The organism is Nonomuraea sp. NPDC004354, assembly GCF_053602555.1.
In genome coordinates, this window is record NZ_JBSGDV010000012.1 from 250,089 (window position 1) to 276,055 (window position 25,967).

Genomic DNA, 25,967 nt, shown 5'->3' on the forward strand with positions numbered 1-25,967 from the left:
ACATTCCAACTATCAATGTGCTGATATGATGATTCTCGTGTCCACGACGCTGTCCGACCTGCTCAAACTCTCCCTCGGCAACCTGCTGCGCCAGGCGTCCGTACGGCTGGCCGGCGAGTCGCGCTCGCGCGAGTTCGTGGTGCTCGACGTCCTGGCCGACCAGGAGGGCTGCTCGCAGCAGGACCTGGTGGAGCGGCTGGGCATCAACCGGACGATCATGGTGCGGCTCGTCGACGCGCTGGAGGAGGCGGGCCACGTCACCAGGACCCGCAACCTCCGCAACCGCCGCTCCAACGAGCTGCGCCTGACCGCCAAGGGCCGCGAGGCGCTGAAAGGCATGCGCGAGGCCGCGGCCGCCCACGACGCCGAGGTGACCGCCGCCCTGACGCTGGCCGAGCGCACCCGGCTGAACGAGCTGCTGACCCTGCTGCTCCCCGAGCCCGAGCAGGTCCAGAGCACCGCGTACCTGATCACCCAGGCGCACTACCGGCTGCGCCGGCTCGGCGACGCCCTGCTGGCCGACAGCGGGCTGCGGACCAGGCACTTCGGCCCCCTCGCCGGGCTCGACGAGCTCGCGCCCTGCCCCCAGCACCGGCTCGCCCGCCACCTCGGGATCACCGAACCGGCCGCGGCGGAGGTGGTCAACGAGCTGGTCGACGCGGGCCTCGTGGCGCGCGGCAGAGACCCGCACGACCGCCGCCGCTACGCGCTGGATCTCACCGACCTCGGCAGGCTGCGGCTCGCCACGGCCGGCGAGGCGCAGCAGACGCTCCAGGCGCAGGTACGCGAGCTGCTCGGCGGCCCCGAGCCCGAGCGGGAACTGCGCGAGCTCCTCCAGAAACTGGTCAGCGACGCCTGACGGTGCGCACGGTCAGCCCTGGCCTGACGGTGTTCATGGTCAGCGACGCCTGACGGTGCACACGGTCAGCGACGCCTGACGGTGCACACGGTCAGCGACGCCTGACGGTGCTCTGGACCTCGCCGACGGGTACGTCGCGACTGGCGCCCACCTCGACCGGGTCGTAGGCGAACGGCACCACGTCGTCCTCCACCTCGACGGGCCAGACCGTGGTGACCGTCAGCACGTACACCTCCCGCGGCTGGTCGACGGAGGCCCGCAGGTAGCGCACGCCGCAGGTGAACTCGCCGCCCTTCCGGTACGGCCGGCCCGACGTCCCGCAGTCCTCGCGCACTTCGGCCCGGTCCGGCGACGTGCCCGGGTCGATCTTGATGTCCTGGAGCGAAGCGGTGACGGTCGCGCTCATCACACCCGGAATGGACGCGGTCACCGAACGCGTGCTCTCCCCCACCCCGCCGAGCCACACCCAGGTCGGCAGGTTGACGTAGCTCTTGGCGTCGGGGTTCAGCCGCACCTGCGGCTCCGGCACGGTCAGCGCGGCCCTGGCGATCTCCACCAGCTCGGCCAGCGTGATGCCGGCCGGCGGCGTGGTGCCCGGCGGCACCCACACGAACTGGTCGAGCGCGCCCCAGCAGGCCCTGCCCCGCGCGTCGGCCTCGTTGTAGGCGGGGGTCCACCAGCGGCCCGGCTGCCCGATCTTGTCCTTGAACTGCTTGAGGAAGGCCTGGAACTGCGCCTCCGTGCCGTCGGGGTGCATCCGGAACCAGTAGGCCCTGACGTCCTCCTGGGTCCTGAACATCTCCGAGGCGTCCGGCCCCGGCTCGTACCAGCAGGGGCGGTCGAGCTGGTAGCCGTCGCCCTTCCCGCCCCTGGCGCCGTTCCCGGTGATCACGATCTTGGAGTTCTCGAGGCGGACGCCGGCCGTCCGGCCGTCCTGGAAGCCGTCGCCGCGCGGACCACCCGGGTCGAGCAGCAGGAGTCCCGCGGCGGCGGCGGAGAGGAGGCGGTTCATCGGGCGCACCCTTCGTTGCCGTGTCTGAAGTCCTTGACCCGCCAGACGCCGTCGTCGCCCCGGGCGAGGATCATGGCCTGCAGGTAGGCGGCGCGCGTCCAGGCGGGCTGGGTCGGTACGGCGACGCCGCCCCTGCCCGTCAGCAGCCGCAGGCGCGTCTCGTCCACGCAGGCGGCGACCTCGGCGCCGCCGTCCATGACGGCCGTCACGTTCATCGCGTAGATCCGCGCGGTGCCGCGCACCGACCGTCCGGCGAAGCTCTCCACCCAGTCGAGCGCCGCGCGGCCGCCAGGGTCCGCCACCCTCGCCAGGTAGGCGTCGTCGCCGGTGAGAACCGCCTTCCACATGCCGGCGTAGATGTCGGTGAACGCCGTCAGCAGCGCGGCCTGCCGCGGGTCGGCGGTGGCGGGCCGTTCCACCAGCACCTTCGTCCTCGGCCCCACCGGGATCGTCTCGGTCGAGGGGACGGCGGCGGCCGTCGCGGGGGCGACCGCCTGGCGCGGCGCGAAGGGCCGGTCGCCGCCGGAGGCCGCGCAACCGGCCCCGAGCAGGGCGGCGACCACCGGTGCGATCAGCCCACGCATGCGGATCACGCTAGGTCTCCCCGCCGTCCGGGAGCCAATGAGGTGCGGGTTTCGGTATGGGTCATGCCGACGACTCCCTGACCACGTGGATCCGCCATGACGGAAGCAGGTCGTCGATGAGCGCCTCGGTCTCGGGCGCCATGCCGCCGCCGTACGGGTGCGAGGCGGCCCGGCGCGTCAGGCCCTCGACGACGGCGCGCAGCCGTACCGGGTCGGCCGTGGCGTGCGTGGCGCGCAACAGGTCACGCCAGAGGCCCTCGTCGTCGGCGGCGAGCAGCAGTCCCGCCCGCACCGCCGCCACCGCCGCGTCCGCGTCGCCGTGGGCCAGCCTGACCTCGCACAGCCGGTGGGCGGCGTCGGCGACGGCCGCCGCCACGTCGTACTCCAGCTCGTCGGCGGCCAGCCACGCGTACCTGCCGGCCGGCCTGCCCGCCAGCAGCGGCCCCCTGACCAGCCCGAGCGCCCTCTCCAGCAGGACGGCGCGCGCGGTCGGGTCGTCGTGCGAGCGCCTGACCAGCTCGCGGAAGAGCATCCAATCGGTACGCACCTCAGGGCCGAGCCTGAGACGGCCCGCCGCGTCGGTGTGCAGGTGCTCCTCGCCGAGCCAGTGCGCGACCCGCGCGATCGTGGCGTCGCGGACCAGCGCCTGCACGCCGCGCGGCCACAGCACGCCGCCGAGCACGACGGGATGGACCCCGCCTGGGTGCGTGGCCAGGTAGACCAGCAGCTCGGTGGCCAGCTCCATCCGCCCCTCCTCCATCGCCTCCGGGCCGATGACCTCGACCGGGCCGAGCAGCCTGATCTCGACGGCGGGCGGGTGCAGGTCCTCCAGCGGTTCGGGGTCCGGCATCGCCTCGCCCTCGTGGCGCCCGGCGGTGTCGAACAGGTCCAGCAGCGCGTGGTAGTGGCGGCGGGGCAGCAACTGCGCCGTCACCTCCAGGCCCAGCTCGGGGACGCGGGCGCGGCCGTCCTCGGTGATCTCCATGGTCCAGGTGGCGTGGGGCACCTCCCCCGTGACCACGAAGCCCGCCGTGTCCTTCCTGGCGAGCAGCGCCAGGCGGCGGGCCTCCTCCTGGGTGGGCGCGACGGCGCTGAGCAGGTAGTGGGCCAGATGCGAGCGGCCGTTGACCCGCCCGGTCAGCACCTCCTGGCGCGGCGCTGCCGACCTCTCCAGCTCCGGAAGGACCTCCGACAGGCTTCCCACGGACCTGACCCGGCCAGGGGCGATCGCGGTCAGCTCCTCGCCGAAGCCGACCAGCGTGACCCGCATCTCGTCCGACCACCTGTTGGTGGCCAGCTCGACCGCCAGGGCGGCCAGGGCGGCGGTGGTGTGCGGGCCTCGGATGTTGATCAGCCCGTGGGCGGCCTCCAGGTCGACGAGGACGCGGCCGCCGCCGTCCGTGCCCAGCGAGACCAGCCCCGGGTACGGCGCGCCGCCGTGCTGCTCCTCCAGCAGCCTGCCCGCGTGGGCGGCCAGCCGCCAGACCTGCCCGCCGTCCTGCGCCTCCCACGGCTCGGGGGCGTCCTGGCCGGCCGGATGGATCCACAGGTCGAGGGTCCTGGCGGACAGGTGCGCGGCGTAGACGGTGGGCGGGACACGGTCCTGGGCGGCCAGCTCGGCGCCGAGCAGGCGCAGGCCGATGTCCAGCATGCGGGCGCCGGGGGCGTCGGCGCCGAGGCGGAGCGCCACCTCGGCCTTGGCGGCGTCGTCGCGGGGGCGGGCGATGCGGTGGCCGAAGGCGCGATGCCAGAGTTGGCGGCGCCGCCTGCCGCCGAGGATCACCAGCAGACCGGCGGCGGCCAGTGACGCGCCCGCGAGGTAGTCGACGAGGTCCAGCCCGGGATTCAGGTCGGCGCGATCGGACCGGTCGGCCTCGTTCGCTCGCGCGGCCTCGTCAGCCCGCTTCGCCTCCTCCGCCTGGTTGGCCGCCTCCGCCTGCTTGGCCTCCTTCGCGTGCTCGGCGTTGGCCGCCCGCTTCGCCTCCTCGGCGCGCTTGGCCTCCTCCGCCTGCTTTGCCTCCCTCGCCTGCTCGGCCGCCTCCGCGCGCCTGGCGTCCTCTGCCTCTGCCTGCTTGGCGGCCTCTGCTTGCTTGGCCTCGGCCTGCTTGGCGTCCTCTGCCTGCTTGGCCGCCTCGGCCCGCTTGGTGGCCTCGGCCTGCTTGGTGGCCTCGGGTTTCGGCTGCTGGGTCCGCGAGTCCTGGCGGCCGGGTCCGGCCTTCTCCCCCACCGTGGCCGGCGTCTCGCGGGGCGGGCCGGGGTGCTCCTCCAGCGTCCGCTCCCGCGACTGCCCGGCGGGCACGATGTGCACGTTGACCGCGTCGTCCGGCATGTCCAGCACCCAGCCCGGCCTGATCAGGTCCGCCATCCGCAGGCGGGACCCGTCGGGCTGCTCCTTATGCTGGTTCAGCTGGAAGATCTCCGGATATCGCCGCCCGTCGCCCAGGCACTTCTCCGCGATCTCCCACAGGCTCTCGTGGTGCCTGCCGTGCGGCGGCTGCACGGTGTAGACCTTCTTGGCCTTGTAGGCGACCGTCTCCGCCTCGGGCACCGGGGCCGCGTACGCCACCGCGGTCATCGCGGGCCGCGCGACCGGTGCGCCCAGCCCGGACACCGGCACGACCACCGCCCCCGCCGTGAACAGCAGCAGCACCGCCGACACCAGCCTGTTGGCCAGCGCCTGCGTCGCCCCCGACAGCGGCACCCGCGCCGGCATGCCGACCCGGCGCACCCCGCCGTAGACCTCGACGACCACGCACACGAACAGCTGGAACCAGGCCAGCCACACCAGCAGCACCATCAGCGCGACGACCGTGCCGGGCCCGACCTGGCTGGTCAGGAGGTCGAGGTCGAGCAGTTCTGGCGAGATCGGCGGGCCCGCCAGCGTCAGCAGCGCGTACGGCACGCCGCCCACGAGCGCGACCAGCACCACGAGCGCGCCGAGCCCCGCGACGATGTCACCGGGCGTCCGTTTCGACGGGATGCGCACGGGAGCGGGCCTCGGCCGCTGACCGGCCCCCCTCGACCGGTCAGCCGGCCGCCCAACACCACCCGAAGGACGCCCAGCACCACCCGGAGGACGCCCAGCACCACCCGAAGGACGCATGGCACCACCCGAAGGACGCGCGACACCACCCGAAGGACGCATGGCACCACCCGGAGGACGCATGGCACCAGCCAGGGGACGCCCCGCACCACCCGGGGGCCCCTCCGAACCGCGCACCGGCCGGCCGGGATCGCCGGCCGGTCTCGTCTGCCGCCCCAACCCATCCGCCGATCCCGCCGGCCGCCCGGGGGCGGCCCCCGATCCCCCTGGCGGCCCGAGGTCTTCCGCGGGTCCCAAGGAACGTCCGAGGTCGTCGGTCGGTCGCACCGGCCGCTCCGCTGGTTTCGCGGGACCGGGCGCGGCAGGGGCCGTACCGTCTTCGGGGTGTGCGGGACCGTCCGCGCGCGCAGGTTCTCGCGTCGGCATGGCCTCTCCCTCCTTCACATCCAGCGTCGTCACCCGCCGCGGGCCGGGCCGGCGGGTGACGTGGTTGGGTCTGGTTCAGCGGGCGTCGGGCGCGGCGGTGGCCTGCCCATCCATCTGCGCGCCTGGGAAGCCCAGGGCTCCGAGGAAGTACGCCGTCCACCGCACCCGTACCGCGACCGTCACCTGCGTCTGCGCGTCGGTAACCGTGCAGGCGGCGGGCCGTACATCGGAGGAGTCGGCCGAGGAGGCGGCGGCGGAGTAGGCCTCGACCACCTCCGCGGCACGGGCGCACACCTCGTCCTGGCCCAGCAGGCGGGCCTGGCCGGTCTGGCGCAGGTGCTCCACGTCGATCCGGTCCGCGCCCGCCCTGGCCGCCTGCTCGGCCACGTCGGCGGCGCGCAGCCTGGCGTTGATCGCCGCACCGCCGTCCACGAGCAGGCCCGCCAGCAGGAAGACCACCACCGAGAACAGCACGGTGAACACCGACATCGACCCGCGCTCGCCGCTCACTCGACCCTCCTGAACTGCTCCAGGGGGACGACCGAGGTGCCGGTCATCCGTTTGCCGGCCCCGAAGCCCAGGAACTCCAGGTCCAGCTCGCAGGTGACGGCGGCCTGCACCTGGCCTCCCTCCTCCCACCGGGTCCCCGACAGCGAGACCCGCGGGGCGTCGCACTCGCCTTCCAGCGCCGACCGGGCGCTGTCCGTGGCGGCGGCCTCGGCGGCGTCGAGCGTGCGCTGGACGGAGGCGGCCCGCGCGGCGTCCATGGCCGCGCCGTTCACCTCGCCCTGCGCCTCGACCAGCCGTCCCGCGCCCGCCAGGAACAGCAGGAACAGCAGGAAGACCGGGGCCAGCAGCACGGTCTCCACGGCCATCGAGCCGCTGTCGGCGTTCGTCGTGCTCAACGGCAGTCCTCGCCTCCGTTGTCGGGGCGGAAGCACTCCACCGGGCCACCCGACGTCGCCGTGATCGTGAACGACAGGTCGGGGAGCAGCGGGATCACCTGGACGGCGCTGCCCGTCACCGTCACCCACCGTTCGTCGGTCCCCCTCGGTACGGCCGACGCGGCGGCGCCGCCGAGGATGCGAGGACCGATGGCGCGCGCGACGTCCTCGGCTCTGGCGACGGCCTCGTCCTGCCAGCTCGTCGAGTCGAACGGGGCCGACCTGGCGACCCTCGCCCCCTCCCGCGCGGCGGCGTCAGCCACCTGCCGTCCGTGGAACCAGAGCGCGACCTGCACGATGAGCAGGACCACGGCGAGCACGACCGGCATGACGAGCGCCAGCTCGACCACCGTGGCCCCTCGTTCCCGCCGCCCCGCGCCACCGGCGTCCACGCGTCGCCGCCGGACCTGCCACCGCCCCGCGCCACCGGGGCGCACTCGCCGGCGCCGGACCCGCCGCCGCCCCGCGCCACCAGGGTTCACTCGTCGCCGCCGGACCCGCCGCCGCCGAAGCTGTTCTGGAGGTCGGACTGCTTCTGCTCCACCAGCGTCTTGATGAGCGTCGCGAGCCCGAGCGCCACTCCCGCGATGATCGCGGTGATGATCACCCACTCGACGGCGGACGCCCCGCGGGTGGGGGCGGTGCGGGCGCGGTGCAGGCGAACCCCGAGGTAGGCCGTCAGGTAAACGATCCAGGGATGGTTCATCAGGACCCCAACATCTTCATCGCGGCGGGAAAACTGAGAAAGATCACGAACCCGGCGCACAGCAGGAGCTGGGCGACGAGCATGGACTGGGACCGCTCGCCCGCCCGCCCCTCGATCTCGGCGAGCTCGCGGCGGCGCAGGGTGGCGGCGCGGGCGGTCAGGGAGGCGCGCACCTTCGCGCCGTCGTCGGCGACCAGCCCGAGCGCCGCCGACAGGTCGCGCAGCTCGTCGACGTTGATCTCCTCGCCGAGCTGGCCGAGCGCCTGCCACGGGGTGATGCCGACGATCCGCGCGCCGCTGAGCGCCTCCCTGATGCGGGACATCGCCCAGTTCGGCGACTCGCCGCTGACCGAGACGGCCATCATGAGCGCCTCGGGGACGCCGCGCCCGCCGGCCAGGTTCATGGCGACCAGGTCGAGGAACGCGCCGACGACGTGGCGGAAGTCGCGCCGCTTGGCCGCGGCGTCGCGTCTGATCTGCAGGTCGGGCAGCAGGAAGAAGACCAGCGACACCGCCAGCGCCGCCCAGAACGGGACGGTCAGCGAGACGCCCCACTCCATCAGCGTCAGCCACCCGACGAGCACGGGGAAGGCGAGCAGTCCCGAGGCGGCCAGCAGCGCCTTGGTGGCCAGGAAACCCTCGAACGAGCGTCCGACGAGGGCGAGGTCGGCCTTGATCGAGCGGACCTCCCAGCCCCGCGTGGCGTAGAACCGGGCCAGCCGTACCCCGAGGCCGCGCCTGAACGCGCTGACCTCCTCCTCGGGCAGGATCGGCGGGAGCCGCGGGTCGTCGGCGTCCTGCCTGGCGGCGTCGAGGGCCATCAGGCGGGCGACGAGCCCGGGGCGGGCCGGGAAGATCGCCCGCGTCAGGAGGAAGACCCCGAGCCCGAGGGCCCCTCCGGCCAGCACGCCCTCAACCATCCAGGCCTCCTCTCAGGTACGGCGAGCCGCCCGGACCGCCCAAGCCACCCAAGCCGACGGGACCGCCCGGACCGGGACCGACACCGCCCGAGCCGGAACCGACCGGGCCGACCGGACCGGGACCGACCGGACCGGCCGAGCCGACCCCCGAGTCGCCTGCGGCGCCTGAGGCGTCCGAGGCGCTCGGCGGGCGGTGCGCGGCGGGCTTGGGCGGGTCGAGGGCGAGCAGGCGGGTCGGCTTGTCGAAGCGGGCCAGCCGCCGCATCCACGCGAACCCCGCCCCGAACAGCCCCGCCACCACGACGAGAACCGCCTGGCCCAGCCACGAGCGGTACTCGGCCACGTAGGACGGGTTGAACACCACCAGCGCCGCCGCGAACCCGAGCGCGGTGAGCACGACGATCTGCACGGACCTGCGGGTGGAGCGGCGCTCCGCCTCGACCCGGCGGCGCATGTCCAGCTCCTCCCTGGCCGAGACCGCCAGCGCCCCCAGCACGTCGCGCAGGCCGGGCCCGCGCAGCCTGGCGTTGAGGATGAGCGCCGCGACGACCAGGTCGGCGGAGGGGTCGTCGAGCTCGTCGGCGAACAGCCGCAGGGCCTGCGGCAGCGCCATCCTCGTGTGCAGCCGGTCGACCATGGCCCGCAGGTGGGGCCGCAGCATCGGCGCGGCCGCCCGGATCGAGGAGGGGATGGCCTGTTCCAGTCCGGCGGCGCCGGCGATCGTGTCGCGCAGTGACTCGGTCCAGGCCGCCAGGCCTTCCAGGCGCACCATGGCGGCCCGTTCGGAGGCCGCGCCGCCGGACAGGCCGCGCCAGGCGAAGACGAGCAGCGCGGCGCCCACCGCCATCACCGGCCACTGGGTGACGGCCAGGATCACCGTGGCGAGGACCGCGGCCACCGCCGTACGCGTGGACAGCGTGCGGAGCAGGCCGCGCGAGGCCGGCCGGGGGCGGGGGCGGACGCCGTGGATGGAGAGGACCAGCAGGAAGAGGCCGCCGCCGGCGCCGGCGCCGGCGAACATGGCCAGGGGGTCGAGGCCGATCATCACCATGCTCCCGGGACGTAGCCGTGGGGGGTGAGCTCGTCGAGGCAGGAGACGGGCGCGTGCGGTACGGCGGAGCCGTCCGGCCCTGCCGCGAAGATCTCGCTGGACAGGACGCGCCCGTCGACGCCGTTCACCTCCCTGACGCTGGAGACGAAGCGCCGCAGCGTGCCGCCGGAGGCGTAGTCGTTGCGCTTCTCGATGAAGACGACGAAGTCGATCGCGCCGGCGATGAGCATGTGGGTGGCGTCGACCGGGAGCCGTTCGGCGGCCTGGAGCGCGTAGGTGGCGATGCGGTTGAAGACCTCCATGCTGGAGTTGGCGTGGATGGTCGACAGGGAGCCGTCGTTGCCCTGCGTCATGGCGTTGAGCATGGTGACGATCTCGTCGCCGAGCACCTCGCCGACGATCACGCGGGACGGGTTCATCCGCAGCGACCTGCGCACCAGCTCGGCCATGGTGATCTCGCCCTGGCCCTCGGCGTTGGGCAGGCGCTGCTCGCAGGCGACGACGTTGGGGTGCAGGTCGGGGAACTGGTCGAGGCCGAGCTCCAGCGCGCGTTCGACGGTGATCAGCCGCTCGGCGGCGGGGATCTCGTTGGCCAGGGCCCGCAGGAGCGTCGTCTTGCCCGCGTTGGTGGACCCGGCGATCATGATGTTCTTCCTGGCGGCGACCGCGGCGGTGAGGAAGCGCGCCAGGGCGGGGCTCAGCGTGCCGTTGCCCACCAGGTCGGACAGGAAGACCTTGCCGAGCCTGGCGCGCCGGATCGACACGGCTGGCCTGACCGTCACGTCCATGACGGCCGAGAGCCGCGATCCGTCGGGCAGGCGCAGGTCGAGCTGCGGGTTGGCGGTGTCGAACGGCCGGCTGGACAGCCCGGAGTAGGCGGCCAGGATCTGGATGAGCTCGATCAGCTCCTCGTCGGACTCGGCGACGGGCTCGTGGGTGAGCTCCTGGCCGTCGGCGTAGCCGACGAAGACGCGGTCGCAGCCGTTGATGTCGATGTTCTCGACGTCGGGGTCGTCGAGCAGCGGCTGGAGGCGGCCGACGCCGAACAGCGCGGCGTGGATCCCGGCCGCCAGCGCCTCCTCCTCCTCCAGCGTCGGAGGGGTACGGCCGGAGCCGATCTCGCCGCGCGCGAACTCCTCCAGCACCTGGGAGATCAGCGCCCTGGCGAACTGCCGCTCGTCCTCGCCGGTCATCGCGGGCATGCCGTTGGCCTGGTCGAGGCGGCGCTGGTGGGCCAGCCGGTCGCCGACCTCCTGGCGGAAGCGCTTCACCAGCGCGTGGTCGAGCGTCATGGCACCCTCACCTGGGCGGACAGGCGTCCGGCGAGCTCGCGGGCCGTACGGATGAGCAGGGAGCGGTCGAGCCTGCCGCCCCACTGGCCGCGCAGCAGTTCGGCCCCCTTGGGGTCGTGCGCGAGCCCCGCCACGAACGCCGCCTGGCCGCCGACGATCCTGCGCACCTCGTCGACGGAGGCGCGGTAGCTGCGCGGGTCGGCGATGACGACCACCCCGACCTGTGGCCCTCTGGGCCGGACGGCGAGGCGTTCGCGCAGGTGGGCGACGTGGTCGAGGCTGGCCCTGGTGAACAGCACGAGGAGTTCGGCCTCGGCGATCAGCTCGTCCGTCTGCGGGTGGCCGCCGAGCCTGCCGCAGTCGGCCAGCACGTCCGCGTACGGCAGGCCGGCCAGCGCGCGGCCGAGCGGCCCCCACATCCAGGTGAGCCCCGCCGCCTGCTCGCCGTGGGTCAGCCCGGCCAGGACGTCGAGCCCGCCGATGATCTTCTGCGTGTGCTCGTGGATCTGCCCTGGTTCGAGCCCGCGCCTGGCGGTCGCGCCGAGGGTGAGCAGGCCCCTGCCTGGGTTGAGCATGCCGCCGTCGGCGGCGGGCAGCCGGTAGGCGAGGTCGCCGCCGGCCGGGTCGCACTCGGCCAGCAGGACGGCGCGCGGCCAGACGGCGCCGAGCGCGGTCGCCGCGGTGGTGACGCCCGGCGCGCCCTTGTCGGCGGCCAGCACGATCAGCGCCACGTCAGCGCGCTCCCGGCAGCTCGGCCACCGCGATCTCGCCGCTGGAGGCGTAGGCGGCGATCTGCGGCGACACGGTGGCGTCGACGATCACCGTGACCAGTCCGGCCGATCCTGACCTGGTGGGCGCGCCCACGATGTGGACCAGGGCGTTGGGGGCCAGCACCCTGCCCTGCGCGGTCGCCGACCTGCCGGGCACGTGGATGACCTGCACGCGGTCGCCCTCCTTCAGCCCGGCGGGCGCCTGTCCCGGCTTGAGCGCGAGCCCCACCTTCGCCTTGCCGGGGCCGAGCTCCTGGCTGGCGGTGACGGTCATCTGGTCGGTGAGGAGGGTGCCGGGCAGGAGGGTCACGCTCGCGTAGGTCTCGATCACCGCGAACCGCCGCGACCACGCCACATAATCGATGCCCGTATCGGCTATCTGCACTTCTTCCAGCGCGTTCGGGGAGATCTTCTGACCCGCGCCGATCTGTTGCACGACTCTGATCGCGGAAATGCGGTCGCCGCTGCGCATCACCAGCAGGGTGGTGGCCAGCGCGCCACCGAGAATGAGGAGGACGGCGAGCGCGGCGAGCGCGGGTTTCCGCTCGCGGGGCGGCACGGGGAGCTTGCGTGACGTGCTGCTGGAGAGCGCGCCTGCGGGTCCCGCCGCATTGGCGGCGGGTTTTTCGCTGGTCCTCATAGGTGGGGGGCTCCCATGATGAATTTGCGGAATTCAGGCCATTATGTGCATCTACCGGCCTGGCGCGGGGCCCGAATGCGAGGACTAATGCTCGTTTCGCAGGTGGGAGGCTGTCAACCAGACCCGTTCATTAAAGTCACTTGAATTGCCCCGTTATTCAGTGATAGCAACCACATTGGTCACAGAATTCACGCGCCCGTCACCCTGAACCTGTTCAAACTGTGCGATGCTGGGCGACATGAGCAGGATGGGTGGGTTCTTCACCCGGCTCCGCCGGCGTTGGGTGGCGCGGGTCGCCGGCGCTCCCGCGACCTCGCGGGTGGTCGGGCGGCTGCACCGCGCGGCGTCGAACCTGGTCGAGGTGACGGCCGAGGTGAACGCGTACGCCGGGCTGCTGGAGGAGAAGGCCGAGGAGCTGAAGGACCGCACGCGGGCGCACCGGCGCCCCCCTTCCTGACCCGGGGCGCGGGGTCGGGTCCCGCGAGGATTCATGCCGATGTCGTCGTCCGGGCGGCGGGTACGGCAGGCGCGCGTTAGCGTGGCCGCCGGTCCGATCCCGAGGAGACGGCACATGCGGATCATGCTCACCGTGCTCGACGAGCGCGGCGACCGTGACGTCGTGATCGAGGGCACCGCGGCCACGACGGTCGCCCAGGTGGCCGAGGCGCTGGCCGAGCCGCCCGGCGAGCCGCTGGCCAAGGTGGTCCGCCTGCCCAGGAGCCGCGCGCCGTACGGACTCGGCGAACCGCCCCGCATCCCCCGGCAGCGTGACGCGCCGCGCGTGTCGGCCCCTCCGGTGAGCGACACCGGTCTCGGGTTCGGGGGGCCGACGGTGTGGCGCGACGGCCGGCCCGCCGACCCGAGGGCGCCCGCCCGAGCGGTCCTGCGCGACGGCGACACGATCACCCTCGACCCCCGCCTGGCCGGCCTGACCGTGGTGGCCGAGCCCGGCGGGGTGGCCGAGGTCAGGGTCGTCGGCGGCCCCGACGCGGGCGCCGTCCACCGCCTGGGCCTGGGCGTGCACGTCATCGGCGCCGACCTCACGTGCGCGATGGCCGTACGGGATCCGGCGCTGGCCGCCGAGGCCGCGGTCGTGAGGATCACCCCCGCCGAGATCACCGTCGAGCCACCGCCTCGCCCGCCCGCCGAGCCGCCCAGGAAGAAGGCGAAAGGCAGGTACGCCGAGGAGCTCGACGAGCTGGCGCTGCGGGACACCTCGCCGGCGGGCGAGCCCCCCGGCATCCTGCTGGACGGCGAGCCCGTCACCGCCGCCGTCGAATGGCCCGAGCACGCCTTCCTCACCGCCGGCTCCTCGATCTTCACGCTGACCGCGATCGAGCCCGCCGACGCGCACCTGGCGCCGCACCCCGACGGCGGCCTGTCCTACAACCGCCCGCCACGGCTGAAGCGGCCCGACACGGCGCGCGGGTTCGAGGTGCCGCGGGAGCCAGGGCGCGTGGAGACGATGCGGCTGCAGCTGCTGGCCGCCTTCCTGCCCGCGGTGCTGGGCGTGACGATGATGCTGGTCACCGGCCAGTGGTACTACCTGCTCATCGCGCTCATGACGCCGCTCATCATGGTCGGTCAGTGGTGGAGCGAGCGGCGCCACGGGCGCAGGCAGCACAAGCGCTCCGTCAGGCGGTACCGCGAGGAGCTGGCCCTCTTCCAGGAGGAGGTCGAGCTGGCCCGCAGGAACGACCAGCGGGCCAGGAGGGCGGCGGCCCCCGACCCGGCCGAGGTGCTGCTGACGGCGACCGGGCCGCGCGGGCGGCTGTGGGAGCGCAGGATCCACGACGCCGACGCGCTCCGGCTGCGCGTCGGGCTCGCCGACCTGCCGGCCGAGCTGGACTTCGACGTGCCGTACCCCGTTCCGGTGTGCGAGAAGGTGCCGGTGGCGCTGCCGATGCGCAGGCTCGGGGTCGCGGGCGTCACGGGGCCGCGCGAGGAGGCCGCCGGCCTGGTGGCCTGGCTGGTCGCCCAGGCGGCGGCGCTGCACAGCCCGCGCGACCTGGCGATCGTGGTGCTCTCGGCGAGCACCGACGCGCGGGAGCGGTGGGGCTGGGTCCGCTGGCTGCCGCACTGCGCGCCGCACCGTGGCGAGGACTGCGTGGCGCTGGTCGGCGCCGACCCCGAGTCGGCGGGCAGGCGGGTGGCGGAGCTGACCGCGCTGGTCGACGAACGGCTCAGCACCTCGATCCCCGAGTTCGGGAAGGTCCCGACCGGCTGGGACGACCTGGGCGGCCCCGAGGCGGCCGACCGGCGGCCCGCCTACGACGAACGGCCCTACGACGTGCTGGTCGTGCTAGACGGCGCGCAGGTGCTGCGCGGCCTGCCCGGCATGCCGCAGGTGCTGCGGCAGGGCCCGCGCGCCGGCGTGTACACCCTGGCCGTCGACGACGAGCAGCGGCTGCTGCCCGAGGAGTGCGAGACAGTCGCCACGTGCGGCCCCGACGGCCTGGTACGGCTGCGCGGCGGCGGCCTCGACGCTCTCGGCGCCGCGCTCGCCGACCGGGTGCCGCCGTCGTGGTGCGAGCGCCTGGCCAGGGCGCTGTCGCCGCTTCGCGACGTCTCCCGTGACGACCCGTCGGGCAGCCTGCCCGAGGCCGTGCGCCTGCTCGACCTGCTCGACCCGCCGGTCCAGTGGTCCGCGCCGACCACGCGGGCGGTGCTCGGCGCCGGACCCGAGGGCCCGTTCACCGTCGACCTCGCCGCCGACGGCCCCCACGCCCTGGTCGCCGGCACGACGGGCGCGGGCAAGTCGGAGCTGCTGCAGACCCTCATCTGCGCGCTGGCCGCGCGCAACCGGCCCGACCAGCTGTCGTTCGTGCTGATCGACTACAAGGGCGGGGCGGCGTTCAAGGACTGCGCCAGGCTCCCGCACACCGTCGGCATGGTCAGCGACCTCGACGGCCACCTCACCCAGCGCGCCCTCACCTCGCTGGCCGCCGAGCTCAGGCGCAGGGAGCGGCTGCTGCTGGAGGCGGGCGCCAAGGACATCGACGACCACGACGGCACGCTGCCGCGCCTGGTGCTGATCATCGACGAGTTCGCGGCGCTGGTCGCCGAGCTGCCCGACTTCGTTGCGGGGCTGGTCGACATCGCGCGCAGGGGGCGGTCGCTCGGCGTCCACCTGATCCTGGCCACGCAGCGGCCGGCCGGTGTGGTGACGGCCGAGATCCAGGCCAACACCTCGCTGCGGATCGCGCTCAGGGTGACCGAGGCGGCCGAGTCGGCCGACGTGATCGGCCTTCCCGACGCCGCGCACATCTCCAAGGCGACGCCGGGCCGGTGCTACGTCAGGTCGGGCGCGGGGGCGGCGGTCGCCGTCCAGGCGGCGCGGGTGGGCGGCCGGGCGCCCGGCGACGCGCAGGCGCGGCTGCGGGCGGTCGAGCTGGGCTGGCACGCGCTGGGAAGGGCGCTGCCGCCGCCGCCCGAACCCCTCGAGGGGCCGGCGATCAGCGACCTGGCGATCCTGGCCGACACGATCGCGGTGGCGGCGGAGCGGGCCGGCGTGCCCGAGCAGCCGAGCCCGTGGCTGCCGCCGCTGCCCGAGCAGGTGGTCCTCGATCGGCCGGAGGGGCTGGCCTTCGGGGTGAGCGACCTGCCGTGGGCGCAGGCGCGGCGGCCGCTGCGGCTCGACCTCGAGCGGGGCGGGCACCTGCTGATCGCGGGCGCCGCGCGCAGCGGCCGGTCCACCGCGCTGCGCACGATCGCGGGCGCCATCGCCGCCGGGTACTCCCCCGCCGACGTGCACGTCCACGCCGTCGACTGCGGGTCCGGCGCGCTGCTGCCGCTGGTCGCGCTGCCGCACTGCGGCGCGGTCGTGACGCGCGACCAGCTCGACCGGGTCGAACGGCTGCTCGCCGGGTTGCGCGAGGAGATCGGCCGCAGGCAGCAGCTGCTGGCCGAGGCGGGTCACGCCTCGCTGGCCGAGTACCGGGCGGCGGGCCACCGGCTGCCGTGGCTGGTGCTGATGCTCGACAGGTGGGAGGGATACGTCGCCGCGTTCGAGGGCTACGACTACGGCAGGCTCACCGAGGGGCTGTTGCAGCTGCTCAGGGAGGGGCCGGCGGTGGGGCTGCGAGCGGTGGTGACGGGCGACCGTTCGGCGCTGCTCGGCCAGGTGTCGACGGTCTTCGACGAGCGGCTGGTCCTCCGCCTGGCCGATCCGGCCGACTACGGCCTGGCCGGGCTGCCGGTGAAGGACCTGCCCGCCGCGATGCCGCAGGGCCGCGCGCTGTCCGTGCGGGAGCAGGGCGTCGTGGAGAGCCAGATCGCGCTGCTCGACCCCGACCCGTCAGGTCCCGCGCAGGTCGCCGCGCTGCAGAAGCTGGCCCGCGCCCGCGAGCCCGAGGGCGAGCCGCCGCTGCGCGTCGACGCGCTGCCGATGCGCGTGACCGCGAGCCAGGCCCTGGAGCTCGGCCCCGCGCCGAAGGGTCCGCTGTGGGCCCTGCTCGGGGTGGGCGGCGACGCGCTCGCCCCGGTCGGCGTGGACCTGCTGGCGCACGGCCCCGGCGCGGTGATCGCCGGCCCGCCCCGGTCGGGGCGCTCCTCCTCGCTGCTGACCGCGGCCCGGTCGCTGGTCGCCACCGGCACGCCCGTCGCCGCCGTCTGTCCCCGCCGCAGCCCGCTGCGCGGTCTGGAGGGCGCGCTGGCCGTCCTCGACGGCGACGCCGCCGGGCTGGGCGAGCTGCTGTCCGGCCGTGACCGGTACGTCCTGGTCGTCGACGACGCCGAGCTGGTCAACCCCGACTCGCCCCTGGGACAGCTCCTGGAGGAGACGCTCAGAACCGGCAGGGACGGCGAGCACGGCCTGATCATCGCGGGCGCGACGGCCGACCTGGCGACCGCCTACCGCGGCTTCGTCGCCGAGACCCGCAAGTCGCGCACGGGACTGCTGCTGTCGGTGCAGAGCCCCGCCGACGGCGACCTGTTCACCGTACGGCTGCCGCGCGGCGCGGTCGGCGGGCCGCCGGGACGGGGGCTGCTGGTGACGCTCGGCACCGTCACCCCCGTCCAGGCGGCGCTGCCTGGCTAGACCTGTTGCTGGCTCGGGTTGGGGTTCTGGTGGCCCAGGGTGTGGTTGGTGACGCCGTCGGCGGCGCCGCCCCACACGTCCTCATCCTCGAGCAGCCAGGTCGAGTGGTCGCTCTGCTGCGCCTGCTGGCCGTGCGGCGCTCCGCCGCCCAGCGGCATCGGCATGCCCGTGCCGAGGCCGTTGGCGCCGCGCGCGCTCGCCGGGGCGACCGAGCCGTAGCCGCCCGATCCCGCTCCCGATCCCGTGCCGGTGCCCGTTCCCGTGCCGGTGCCGGTGTTCGAGCCGGTACCGGTGTTCGTGCCGGTGTTCGTCCCGGTGTTCGTGCCGGTGTTCGTGGGCAGCCCGGTGCGGGCGTCGATCTGCTGGTTGTTCGACGGGTTGTCGAAGTTGGGCCGCTGGAAGTCGGCCAGTTCGGTGGTGCGCGCGTCGGGAGTGTTCATACCTGTTGTGGGGTCGTGGGGCAGCTTCACGGGGTTGACTCCGCTTCCGCCTGGAGGAGCAGTGGACGAGCCGTCGCCCGATCCGGGGTAGTCGGGGTACTTCGGGTCGTTGCCGCCGGACCCGTTGCCGCCGGACCCGTTCCCGCCGGACCCGTTCCCGCCTGAGCCGTTGCCACCGGACCCGTTCCCGCCGGACCCGTTGCCGTCAGGGAAGGTGTAGTCCGGCCACTTGCCCGTGGAGTCGCCGTTCCCTGGCTTGTAGCCACCGGTGTTCGGGTCGTAGCCCGTGTTGGCGAAGTTGGGCGTCGGAACGGTGGGGTTCGGGATCTTGGGGGGCGTGATCTGGGGAGGCGGTACGTTCTGCTGCGTGATGTCCGGCAGGTCTTCGCGCACCGACTCCGGGAGCAGGTCGTGAATGGTCTGGAGTTCTTTCTGGAAGTTCTTGAGATGCTCCTTGGCGGCGCCGTTGTCGGAGGTGAACCACATGCCGCCGTCGCCCTTGGTGTTGACCCAGAGGTCCGGGATGCCGTGCGTCCATGAGGGCCCCTCGGCCCAGGAGTAATCCCCGCCGTAATCGCGGTAGGCGGGAATCACGGTCTTGCCGAGCGATTCGAGCTGACGACCTATCACATTGCAGGAGCCCGTCAGGTTTTTCGTGGTGACGTAGATCGCGCGCAGGGACTGCTGCGCGTCGACGGACGACTTCTCGCCCCAGATCTTCGCCATCGCGAAGGCGGCGTCCTCGATCGTCTTCATGAGCTGCGCCAGCATGGTGCCGGCGCTGAGGTACGCGGCCCCGGCCTTCTCGATGGCGCGCGCATCCAGGCCCTCGATGATGCTCTTGACCTTTTCCACCGCCTGGTCGCCGTGGACTTCGAAGTCAGCGCCCTTGACCTTGACGGGGTATTCCTTCGGCGTGACATCCACCATCAGACGCTCTGCCTCCCCTTGTTCAGATCATCGACGTCCACGAGGAGGCCGCCCCCGTCGTTGATCTTCTGGATCGCGGCTCGCAACTTGTAGTTAATGGACTCGTAGATATGGCTGACATAGGTATAGGCATTGGTGGTCGCGTCGAAGAAGTCATCGCCCGCCGGCCAGCCCCCCATGACGACCGGCTTCATGAGCAGGGCACGACGCTTGAGGTCGGGCAGCGAGCCGACCTCCAGTCCTTCGAGGCGTTCCAGCGCACCGGCCAGATCCTTGAGGATGTTGACAAGCTGCTCTTTCGACGTCAGGTCGATCTCGCCGGGCTTCGGGTCCAGACCGGGCCACCTGTCCTCGACGCTTACCGTTTCTCTTGGCTCTGCCATGTGCCCACCTCCGTCATCGTGATCTCGACTGTAGTGGAACCTGACCAAGTCATGTGGAACTTGGACATAGCCTCCTATGCTGGCCTCCATGCAGACCCGAAAGGATCTCTACCAGGCCCACCGGCTGATGATGCAGCGGATGGGCATGGCCCTCCTGCAGGCCGAACCGGACGTCCCCGAGTCGCCGATGCGCAGGCAGAACGTGGCGATGTTCTGCGGCGTGCTCATCGGGGTGCTGGTCGTCGCCGGGTTCGGGATCTGGGGTCTGATCAAGCCGGGCCACGCCACCAACCTCACCGACCCGGGGCAGTTGCTCGTCGAGGAGGACAGCGGCGCCACGTTCGTCTACAGCCAGCAGCAGGGCAGGTTGCTGCCCGTCGCCAACTACGTCTCCGCGCGGCTGCTGCTCGACAGCACGGACGTCCAGGTGCGCAGCGTGAAGGCCGCCTCGCTGGCGACGTTCGAGCGCGGCCCGATGGTCGGCATCCCGGGCCTGCCCGACTCCCTGCCGGCCAAGGACAAGCTGGTCAAGGGGCCGTGGTCGGCCTGTGTCATGGACAACCCCACGCTGTCGAGCGACCGCAAGCAGTTCGTGTCGCTGCTGGGCGGCATCCCGGTGGGCGGAAGGCCGGTCGGGTCGGACGCCATGGTGGTGGTCGAGGCCCGGCGCACCGGCCGGCCGACCGCATACGTGATCTTCAACGACCAGAAGATGCGGGTGGGGCCCGAGGGCCTGCAGGCGCTGGGCGCGAGCGCCACCCGGAAGGTGCCGGCCTCCTGGCTGAACGCCATCCCCGACGGCCCCGACTTCCGCGCGCCGGCCGTCGACGGCCTGGGCAGGCGGACGAAGGGCCCGGACGGGCGCACCGCGAGGATCGGCCAGATCTTCACCACGTCCGGCGTCGCGGGCAGCCCCGACCGGTGGTTCGTCCTGCTGTCCGACGGCCTGGCGCCCATCAGCCAGACCCAGGCGAGCCTGTTCCTCCAGGACACCAGGATCAAGGCGGCCTACCCCGGCGGCAGGGCCGTCGAGCGCGAGATCGACGCGGCCACCGCCAACAGCAGGCTGTCGGCGACGAAGAACTGGACGAGCAACGGCCTGCCGCAAACCCTCCCCAAGGTCGTCACGGTGCCGGGCACGTCGCCGCTGTGCGCGGTCTACTCCGACACCGCCAAGGGCTCGGTCAAGGCCAAGCTGACGATCGGCAGCACCATCACCATCAAGCCGCCCGCGGTGACGGGCAGCGAGCAGTACTTCGACCAGGTGATCCTCCCTGCGGGCGGAGCCGCGCTGGCCGGGCTGCTGCCGGGAGAGAACCAGCAGGCCGCGATCAACACCTACGAGCTCATCACCGACCAGGGCCGCAAGTTCCCGCTGCAGTCGGGCGACCTGGTGGGCAAGCTCGGCTACGACGCCGCCGACGTGACCCCGGTGCCGACCCATCTGCTCCACGCCATCCCGCCCGGCCCGACGCTCGATCCGGCCAAGGCGCTGAACCCCGTTGCGGTCGGGCAGTAGCCGCAGGGCGGTGCTGGCCGCCCTGCTCGCGGCCCCGCTCGGCGCGCCGGCCGGCTGCGCGGGCGGGCACGGGACGACGCCGCTGGTGATCGCCACGGGCCAGCGCGGCGGCGTGTACTTCGACTACGGCGAGGGCCTGGCCTCGGCGATCGCCGCGGAGGGCTCCGGCCTGCGGCCGAAGGTGATCGCCACGGGCGCGTCGCTGGACAACCTCAGGCTCGTGTCCGCCGGCCAGGCCGACGTGGCCTTCACGCTGGCCGACTCGGCCGCGCTCGCCGTCGCCGGCGAGCCGCCGTTCGAGGCGCCGCAGCCGGTGCGCGCGCTGGCCAGGCTGTACGACAACTACCTCCATCTGGTGGTGCGTACGGGCTCGGGCATCGTGGCGCTCGCCGGCCTGCGCGGACGGCGGGTCTCGTGCGGCGCCGCCGGCTCGGGCACCGAGATCATCGCCAGGCGGCTGCTGTCCCTCGCCAGGGTCAGGCCACGCGCGGTCGACCGGCTCGACCTGGCATCGTCGGCCGCGGCGCTGGCGTCGGGGTCGATCGACGCCTTCTTCTTCTCCGGCGGGCTGCCCACCCAGACGATCAGCCAGCTGGCCGCGCGCCGGCTGGTCCGCCTGGTGGACCTGCGCGACCACGCCGAGCCGATGCGGCGCAGGCACGGCGAGTTCTACAGCCCGCGCACCATCCCCGCCTCCACGTACGGCCTGCCCGCCTGCGGCTCGATCGGCGTGCCCGACTACCTGGTCGTCCGGCGGGGCATGGCCGAGGACCTCGCCTACGACCTGACGCGCCTGCTGTTCAGCGACAGGGACGCGCTCGAGCGGGCGCACCCGGAGGCGCGCAGGCTCAACGTCAGGTCCGCTTTCGCCACCCATCCCGTGCCGCTGCATCAGGGCGCGATCCGCTACTACCGGGAAAGCAGATCCTGACCTCCAAGCCCGTGGGCTCGCGGGCCTGGAGTTCGACGCAGCCGCCCGAGGCACCGGCCAGCACGTTGACGATCGACAGGCCGAGGCCCGTGCCGTCCACGTTCTGGTGCCTGGCCGAGCGCCAGAACCGCTCCGTGGCCCGCGCGAGCTCCTCCTCCGGCAGTCCGGGCCCGTCGTCCATCACGCGGATCACGGCCTGTCCCGCCACCCGCTCCAGGTGGACGGTGACCGTGCGGGCGCCGAACTTGAGCGCGTTGTCGATCAACGCGTCGAGGATCTGGTCCAGCGCCTCGGGCAGCGCGAGGACCGGCGCGTCCAGCCCGCCCGTACGGCGCAGCACCGCGCCCTGGCCCTGCCATGCCGCCACACGCCCGTCCACGACCTCCTCCGCGTCGACCTCGACCTGCCCGGGGCCGTCGTGGCGCTCCGCCGTGGCCAGCGCCAGCAGCCCCTCCAGGATGCGGGTGAGGCGGTCGGTCTCCTCCACCGTGAGCGCGTGCTCGCGCAGCCCGCTCTCGTTCAGGTGGTCGGCCAGGTTCTCCACGCGCAGCCGCAGCACGCCCAGCGGGGTGCGCAGCTGGTGGCTGGCGTCCGAGACGAAGGCCTGCTGGCGTTCGAGCAGGTCCGTGACGGTGTCGGCCATGCGGTTGAACGAGCGTGCCAGGCGCCGCAGTTCCGGTGGTCCGTCCATCCTGGCGACCCTGGCGGTCAGCCGTCCGTGGATGATGTCGTGGGTGACGGCGTCGAGCTCGAGCACCGGGCGGAGCGTCCATCGGGCCAGCCGTCTGGCCGCCAGCCAGGTCAGCGCCAGGGCGAGCAGGTAGCCGGCGAACAGGACCACCCAGGTACCGGCGATCCGCGCGCGCAGCGTGCCGGTGGGCGCGATCGTCACCGCGGCGCCGACCACCTCGCCCTCCTGGATCACCGGAACCGCGACGACGAGGTCGGCGGCCTGCCACGGCCAGATCGTCTCGGGGGGCCGCTGGTCGGCCGACAGGGCCCGCTCGACGGGCCTGCGCGCCGCGCCGAGCGACAGCGTCGGCGGGGCCACCGCGACGATCTTGCCCTCCGCGTCGAGGACGGCGGCGCCGATGCCGAACAGCTCGTGGTAGCGGATCAGCTCGGCCCGTAGCCCCACGTTCTTGGCCGGGCCGAGCGCCGGGTCGGCCTGCGAGGCGAAGCGCTGGGTGTCGCCCTGCTGCTCGATGAACGACTCGTGCGTCTCGCGCACGGCCAGGTTGACCGCCAGCGGCACCATGAGGACGGCCAGCGACAGCGCCAGCAGCGACATGTAGCTGATCAGCAGGCGGCGGCGCATGTCACAGCGTTCGCATGCGGTAGCCCATGCCGCGAACGGTCTCGATCAGGCCGGGGTCGCCGAGCTTGGCGCGCAGGCTGGCGATGTGGACCTCGAGCGTGCGCGCCCCGCCCTGCCAGGTGGTCTGCCAGACCTCGGCCAGCAGGCCGTCCCTGCCGATCACCGCGCCGTCGGCGCGGACCAGGGCGTTCAGCAGGTCGAACTCCTTGCGGGTGAGGCGGACGTCGACGCCGTTCACCCTGACCGCGCGGCCGACCTCGTCCACGTCGAGCGGGCCGTACGTGCTGGTGCCGCGCGCGGTGGGGCGGTGGCTGCGCACCCTGCGCATGACCGCCTCCATCCGCGCCTCCAGCTCGGCCACGCCGAACGGTTTGACGATGTAGTCGTCGGCCCCGGCGCGCAGGCCGCGCACCCGCTGCGCCTCCTCGCCCCGCGCCGTGACCACGATGATCCCGATCTGCGAGTCGGCGCGCAGGCGGCGCAGGAGGTCCACCCCGTCCAGATCGGGCAGTCCGAGGTCGAGCAGGACGAGCTCCCGCGCCGCGTCCTCCGCCGCGGCCTGCGCCTCGGCGGCCGAACGGGCCCGCTCGACATGGTGTCCGTGCCGCCGTAACGCGGTCGCGAGCGCGTCGGCGAACCTGTCGTCGTCCTCGACGAGCAGGATCCGCATGCTCAACAACTCCTCAAATCTGACACCGAATATTTCACCACCGTTAACTCGAGTTCCTATCCTCCCCCGTAAAACGGATGAGGAGTGTTTGTGGGGCAGGATTCACAAGGGTTCACCTACCTGCCGGATTCGCTCCGCAGGGCCATGCGGGTGTGTGCCGATCAGGTGGACGACGTCGCCGCGATGCGGCACGCCTTCGCACCGGCCGCGCTGACCCGGCAGGACTTCGGGCTCGCCCCGGGCGCCGAGAAGGTCGCCGACGCCTACGTCGGCGACCCGGGACGCTACGAGAGCGTGGACACCTACCTGTCCGACCTCCTTCAGGCGCTGCAGTTCATCGCCGTCGCGCTCGACCGGTCCGAGGACGCCTACGAGAAGGCGGCGCCCCGATGACGCGAGAGCCCAGCGTCAACCCGTTCACCTGGAACTGGAACCCCGCCTCGTGGGGCTGGGACTTCGATCCGGGCACGGTGCTCAATCCCGGGCCGCTGTTCAGCACGCTGGCCGCCATGTGGCACGCGCTGCCCCGGATGTTCGACGACCGCATCGAGGACCGCCTGATGGGGGCCGCCGGCGCCCACCGCCAGCTCGACCGCGACCTCGATCGCCTGCACCAGGCGATCGACCCGGCGGTGGCCAAGATCGTGCAGGAGTGGCAGGGCGGGGCCGCCGACCAGTTCAGAACGGCGTGGGGCAAGGTCGTCGACCCGAAGGCCCGCGCCGCCCTCAAGCAGAGCTGCGTCGGCGTCGCGGAGGTTCTCGAGGCCGTCCTCTCCGCCACCAAGATGACCAAGCAGGCCATCGTCGAGCTGGTCAGGACGGCCGTGCTCTGGGCGGCGCTGTTCTTCGCGCTGCGGCTGGCCGCCTCCCTCTGGGCCGCCTACCTGGCCTACCTCAGGACCACCAGGCTGGTCATGGCCGCGGTCGCGCTGTTGCAACGGCTCTCTGGGTTGCTCAAGGCCGCGGGAATGGTCCTGTCCAGGCTGCCGCTCGCCGGCCGGCTGACCGTCGTGCCGAAGATCGGGAACATGCTCAAGACGGCCGCTCTGCGCCCCTTCGACGTCAAGGTCATGACCAAGCTGGCCTCGGCGAGCTTCAGCTCCTACGCCAAGACCTCCGCCTGGGTCTACGGCGGCGTCATCGGCACCCAGATGGCCGCACAGGGAATGAAGGGCGAGAGCATCTTCAACCTCTCCCCCCTCACGTTCGCGCAGGCAGGGCGCATCACCACGGCGGCCACCCTCGCGGGCGTCTTCCTGCCCATCGCAGGGCCGTTCAGCAAGGGCCTGTTCCAGGGCGGCTCGGCCGCCTCCTGGGCGGCCACGCTGACCAAGAGCGGTACGGCGGTCGCCGAGTCCGGCATGGCCTTCGGCAGCTTCGTCGCGGCGCGCAACTGGGCCACCTCGAAGCTTCCGTGGCTGGCCAAGCTGGGGCCCGACGCGCAGAAGCAGGCGCTCGGCTTCACGCCGACGGCCGTGTTCCGGGTGTGGCGGCCGCTGCACACGTCGGACGTGCCCGAGCAACTGCCGTCGTGGGAGCGGCCCACCGTCGACCGGTGGTCGGTGAACGAGGGCTCGCTGTGGGAGGTCGCCGACAAGGTGTGGGGCGACGGCTCCCGGTGGCGGGAGATCTACAACGCCAACCGCGACCTGATCGGCCCCGACCCGACGGTCCTGCGGGTGGGGCAGGTCCTCACCATTCCCGGCTGAGGCCCGCCCCGCCGTACTCAGACCGGGAACGTGTCCGGCAGGCCCGTCGACCCCTGGGGCATCCCCGGCAAGGTCTGGTTGCCGACCGTCTTCGGCATGATGCGGCCCGAGGCCTTGTCGTACTGCAGGCCGAGGGCGTCGAAGGCGGGCATCGCCTTCATGTCCTGGAACTTCGCCGCCTGCTGCTGGCCGAGCTGCATGACGGCCATCACGATGGGGGTGATGGCGAGGCCGACGAGCGTCATCTTCTTGAGCGCCCCGGTGGAGATCCGGCCGATCTGCGGACCCACGGTGCTCGCGGCCGTCTCACCCGCCACCACTCCCGCGGGGCCTGCCGCCCACGTCCCCCGCATGAAGACGGCCAGAGACAGCATGGCCAGAGAGGTGACCTCGGCGAGGTAGGCGCCGGCCTCGATCAGCCCCTTGGGGGAGCCGACCGCCTCGCCCAAAGTGTTGCGATGTTCGCCCTTCTTGTTCCATTCATTCTTGAAGTCGTCGAGGTACGGCTTGAAGGAGGCCCAGGCCGGGCCCTCCCACTCGGCGCGTTCCTGCAGGTCCTTCTCGAACTTGGCCAGCGCGTCGCGCACGGCGGCGATCTCCGTCGTCTCGCCGCCGTTCTCCGTGGACTTGTACGCCCGCCCGCCACCATCGATGGGTTCGGTGTCCGCGGCGCACGCCGCGAACGCCAGGGGAACCGCGCCCGCCCACAGCCGCCTGATCCACAAGGCGGCGCCCGCCATGATGCTGATCGCGGTCACGTAGCGCGTCAAAGTGGGTCCCAT

The 25,967-nt window shown here is 73.1% G+C and carries 24 protein-coding genes; 7 read left to right on the plus strand and 17 right to left on the minus strand.

What is annotated here, in order from left to right:
* The first annotated feature begins 37 nt into the window (after window positions 1-37).
* Window positions 38-859: a MarR family winged helix-turn-helix transcriptional regulator gene (locus ACWENQ_RS29545; protein ID WP_452417157.1), complete on the plus strand. Its 822-nt coding sequence runs from the start codon at window positions 38-40 to the stop codon at window positions 857-859.
* Window positions 860-950: 91 nt separating this feature from the next.
* On the opposite strand, the gene ACWENQ_RS29550 is transcribed toward ACWENQ_RS29545, so the two are convergent.
* The 12 genes from ACWENQ_RS29550 to ACWENQ_RS29605 all read right to left on the minus strand — a co-directional run bounded on the left by ACWENQ_RS29550 (window position 951) and on the right by ACWENQ_RS29605 (window position 12,247).
* Entirely contained in the window at window positions 951-1,871 is a 921-nt protein-coding gene (locus tag ACWENQ_RS29550) for a hypothetical protein (RefSeq protein WP_449920243.1), read from the minus strand.
* The gene (locus tag ACWENQ_RS29555; protein WP_452417159.1) at window positions 1,868-2,455 is read right to left on the minus strand and encodes a hypothetical protein; all 588 of its coding nucleotides are present in this window, start codon (window positions 2,453-2,455) and stop codon (window positions 1,868-1,870) included. The genes ACWENQ_RS29550 and ACWENQ_RS29555 overlap by 4 nt, the downstream gene beginning before the upstream one ends.
* 61 nt (window positions 2,456-2,516) lie before the next feature.
* Entirely contained in the window at window positions 2,517-5,441 is a 2,925-nt protein-coding gene (locus ACWENQ_RS29560) for a hypothetical protein (protein ID WP_452417160.1), read from the minus strand.
* A gap of 558 nt (window positions 5,442-5,999) precedes the next feature.
* Window positions 6,000-6,434 carry a pilus assembly protein TadG-related protein gene (locus ACWENQ_RS29565; protein WP_452417162.1) on the minus strand — a complete coding sequence of 145 codons (435 nt, stop codon included), beginning with the start codon at window positions 6,432-6,434 and terminating at the stop codon, window positions 6,000-6,002.
* Window positions 6,431-6,829: a TadE/TadG family type IV pilus assembly protein gene (locus tag ACWENQ_RS29570; RefSeq protein WP_452417164.1), complete on the minus strand. Its 399-nt coding sequence runs from the start codon at window positions 6,827-6,829 to the stop codon at window positions 6,431-6,433. Before ACWENQ_RS29570 ends, ACWENQ_RS29565 begins: the two co-directional genes overlap by 4 nt.
* Window positions 6,826-7,218: a TadE/TadG family type IV pilus assembly protein gene (locus ACWENQ_RS29575; protein ID WP_452417166.1), complete on the minus strand. Its 393-nt coding sequence runs from the start codon at window positions 7,216-7,218 to the stop codon at window positions 6,826-6,828. Before ACWENQ_RS29575 ends, ACWENQ_RS29570 begins: the two co-directional genes overlap by 4 nt.
* A 128-nt stretch (window positions 7,219-7,346) precedes the next feature.
* The gene (locus ACWENQ_RS29580; RefSeq protein ID WP_354906138.1) at window positions 7,347-7,574 is read right to left on the minus strand and encodes a hypothetical protein; all 228 of its coding nucleotides are present in this window, start codon (window positions 7,572-7,574) and stop codon (window positions 7,347-7,349) included.
* Window positions 7,574-8,494, minus strand: a complete 921-nt coding sequence (locus ACWENQ_RS29585) for a type II secretion system F family protein (RefSeq protein WP_452417167.1) — start codon at window positions 8,492-8,494, stop codon at window positions 7,574-7,576. Before ACWENQ_RS29585 ends, ACWENQ_RS29580 begins: the two co-directional genes overlap by 1 nt.
* The gene (locus ACWENQ_RS29590) at window positions 8,487-9,539 is read right to left on the minus strand and encodes a type II secretion system F family protein (protein WP_449920224.1); all 1,053 of its coding nucleotides are present in this window, start codon (window positions 9,537-9,539) and stop codon (window positions 8,487-8,489) included. Before ACWENQ_RS29590 ends, ACWENQ_RS29585 begins: the two co-directional genes overlap by 8 nt.
* The gene (locus tag ACWENQ_RS29595; protein WP_449920222.1) at window positions 9,539-10,837 is read right to left on the minus strand and encodes a CpaF family protein; all 1,299 of its coding nucleotides are present in this window, start codon (window positions 10,835-10,837) and stop codon (window positions 9,539-9,541) included. The genes ACWENQ_RS29590 and ACWENQ_RS29595 overlap by 1 nt, the downstream gene beginning before the upstream one ends.
* Window positions 10,834-11,568 (minus strand): hypothetical protein, encoded by a 735-nt coding sequence (locus ACWENQ_RS29600; RefSeq protein WP_354906144.1) that lies wholly within the window; start codon window positions 11,566-11,568, stop codon window positions 10,834-10,836. Before ACWENQ_RS29600 ends, ACWENQ_RS29595 begins: the two co-directional genes overlap by 4 nt.
* A 1-nt stretch (window position 11,569) precedes the next feature.
* Window positions 11,570-12,247: a hypothetical protein gene (locus ACWENQ_RS29605; RefSeq protein WP_452417168.1), complete on the minus strand. Its 678-nt coding sequence runs from the start codon at window positions 12,245-12,247 to the stop codon at window positions 11,570-11,572.
* 238 nt (window positions 12,248-12,485) lie between these two features.
* Between ACWENQ_RS29605 and ACWENQ_RS29610 the strand changes: the two genes are divergently transcribed.
* Together ACWENQ_RS29610 and ACWENQ_RS29615 are read left to right on the plus strand one after the other, a co-directional pair.
* Window positions 12,486-12,704 (plus strand): hypothetical protein, encoded by a 219-nt coding sequence (locus ACWENQ_RS29610; protein ID WP_449920215.1) that lies wholly within the window; start codon window positions 12,486-12,488, stop codon window positions 12,702-12,704.
* A gap of 114 nt (window positions 12,705-12,818) precedes the next feature.
* On the plus strand, window positions 12,819-17,285 hold the full coding sequence (locus tag ACWENQ_RS29615; protein ID WP_452417169.1) for an FtsK/SpoIIIE domain-containing protein: 4,467 nt from the start codon (window positions 12,819-12,821) through the stop codon (window positions 17,283-17,285).
* Here ACWENQ_RS29615 and ACWENQ_RS29620 read toward each other — a convergent pair.
* Together ACWENQ_RS29620 and ACWENQ_RS29625 are read right to left on the minus strand one after the other, a co-directional pair.
* Window positions 17,282-18,655, minus strand: coding sequence for a hypothetical protein (locus ACWENQ_RS29620; protein WP_452417171.1), 1,374 nt, complete (start codon window positions 18,653-18,655; stop codon window positions 17,282-17,284). The two genes, ACWENQ_RS29615 and ACWENQ_RS29620, sit on opposite strands and share 4 nt — an antisense overlap.
* A complete protein-coding gene (locus ACWENQ_RS29625; protein WP_449920209.1) occupies window positions 18,655-19,038 on the minus strand; it encodes a hypothetical protein in 384 nt (127 codons plus the stop codon). Before ACWENQ_RS29625 ends, ACWENQ_RS29620 begins: the two co-directional genes overlap by 1 nt.
* 88 nt (window positions 19,039-19,126) lie before the next feature.
* Here ACWENQ_RS29625 and eccB point away from each other — a divergent pair, with 88 nt between their 5' ends.
* Together eccB and ACWENQ_RS29635 are read left to right on the plus strand one after the other, a co-directional pair.
* Window positions 19,127-20,557: a type VII secretion protein EccB gene (gene eccB, locus ACWENQ_RS29630; RefSeq protein WP_452417172.1), complete on the plus strand. Its 1,431-nt coding sequence runs from the start codon at window positions 19,127-19,129 to the stop codon at window positions 20,555-20,557.
* Window positions 20,541-21,488: a TAXI family TRAP transporter solute-binding subunit gene (locus ACWENQ_RS29635; protein ID WP_449920204.1), complete on the plus strand. Its 948-nt coding sequence runs from the start codon at window positions 20,541-20,543 to the stop codon at window positions 21,486-21,488. The genes eccB and ACWENQ_RS29635 overlap by 17 nt, the downstream gene beginning before the upstream one ends.
* On the opposite strand, the gene ACWENQ_RS29640 is transcribed toward ACWENQ_RS29635, so the two are convergent.
* Together ACWENQ_RS29640 and ACWENQ_RS29645 are read right to left on the minus strand one after the other, a co-directional pair.
* The gene (locus tag ACWENQ_RS29640) at window positions 21,412-22,806 is read right to left on the minus strand and encodes a sensor histidine kinase (protein WP_452417173.1); all 1,395 of its coding nucleotides are present in this window, start codon (window positions 22,804-22,806) and stop codon (window positions 21,412-21,414) included. The genes ACWENQ_RS29635 and ACWENQ_RS29640 overlap by 77 nt on opposite strands.
* Before the next feature lies 1 nt (window position 22,807).
* Entirely contained in the window at window positions 22,808-23,476 is a 669-nt protein-coding gene (locus ACWENQ_RS29645) for a response regulator transcription factor (protein ID WP_449920199.1), read from the minus strand.
* Between the two features lie 90 nt (window positions 23,477-23,566).
* On the opposite strand from ACWENQ_RS29645, the gene ACWENQ_RS29650 reads away from it, so the two are divergent.
* Window positions 23,567-23,869, plus strand: a complete 303-nt coding sequence (locus ACWENQ_RS29650) for a hypothetical protein (RefSeq protein ID WP_452417174.1) — start codon at window positions 23,567-23,569, stop codon at window positions 23,867-23,869.
* Window positions 23,866-25,185, plus strand: coding sequence for a LysM peptidoglycan-binding domain-containing protein (locus ACWENQ_RS29655; RefSeq protein WP_449920195.1), 1,320 nt, complete (start codon window positions 23,866-23,868; stop codon window positions 25,183-25,185). Before ACWENQ_RS29650 ends, ACWENQ_RS29655 begins: the two co-directional genes overlap by 4 nt.
* 17 nt (window positions 25,186-25,202) lie before the next feature.
* Here the strand turns inward: ACWENQ_RS29655 and ACWENQ_RS29660 are convergent, their stop codons facing one another.
* A complete protein-coding gene (locus ACWENQ_RS29660) occupies window positions 25,203-25,967 on the minus strand; it encodes a hypothetical protein (protein ID WP_449920193.1) in 765 nt (254 codons plus the stop codon).